Source organism: Kitasatospora sp. NPDC056531, from assembly GCF_042794375.1.
Lineage (GTDB): Bacteria > Actinomycetota > Actinomycetes > Streptomycetales > Streptomycetaceae > Kitasatospora.
In genome coordinates this window covers 2179-2832 of the sequence record NZ_JBHTTU010000269.1, presented here as the reverse complement: position 1 = coordinate 2832, position 654 = coordinate 2179, and the positions used below count along the sequence as shown (strand labels likewise).

Here is a 654-nt window from a genome sequence, read left to right as displayed (position 1 = left end):
GTCCTGGAGACCGCGCACCCCGGCCGGACCGGCAGCGTGCGCGCACAGGCGATCGCCCTCGGCTGTGACGCGGTGGGTTTCGCGACCGCTCTTGGAGCGCGGGCGATCCCGCTGCGGACCGCGCCCCGGCTGGCCACCGCCGTAACCGCTCTGGTCCGCGAGGACCCGGAGGTCCGCACACGGCTCCGCCGCCGCCTCGGCGACACAGGCTCCGACCTGGTGCTGGCAGCGGCCGGGGCGGCGGCGTACGGCATCGGGCAGTCGCCCACCGCGCTGGCCCTGGACGCGGTACTGCGCACCGGCAGGCTGATGGAGACTATCGCCGGCGCCGCCGCCTTCGACTCCGCGCACGACACGGTCTGCGCGCCCGGACGGCTGAGCGTGGCGGGCGAGGGCACCGCGCGCCCGGCGCTGCGTCCGCTGCCCTGCGACGAGTACGCGGACCAGGCCGTGGGCGGCACCCTGCTCGGCTCCGCCGCGGCCATGCTGTTCACTCGCAACATCGTGGAGGCGGCCGAGGGGCTAGTGGCAGGCAATCCGAAGGCCGCGCGCTACGGCCCGGCCGCGTTCACCGCCGCGCTGGGCACCGAGCTCGCCCGTGAGGGCGTCCTGGTCCGCAACCCGGAGCGGCTGCGCCGCCTGGAACTGGTCGAC

The 654-nt window shown here is 76.5% G+C and carries 1 pseudogene; it reads left to right on the top strand.

Going from position 1 to position 654, the window contains the following annotated elements:
• Positions 1–36 precede the first annotated feature (36 nt).
• Positions 37–654, top strand: a pseudogene (locus ACFQ87_RS45455) (cation-translocating P-type ATPase); the annotation flags it as partial.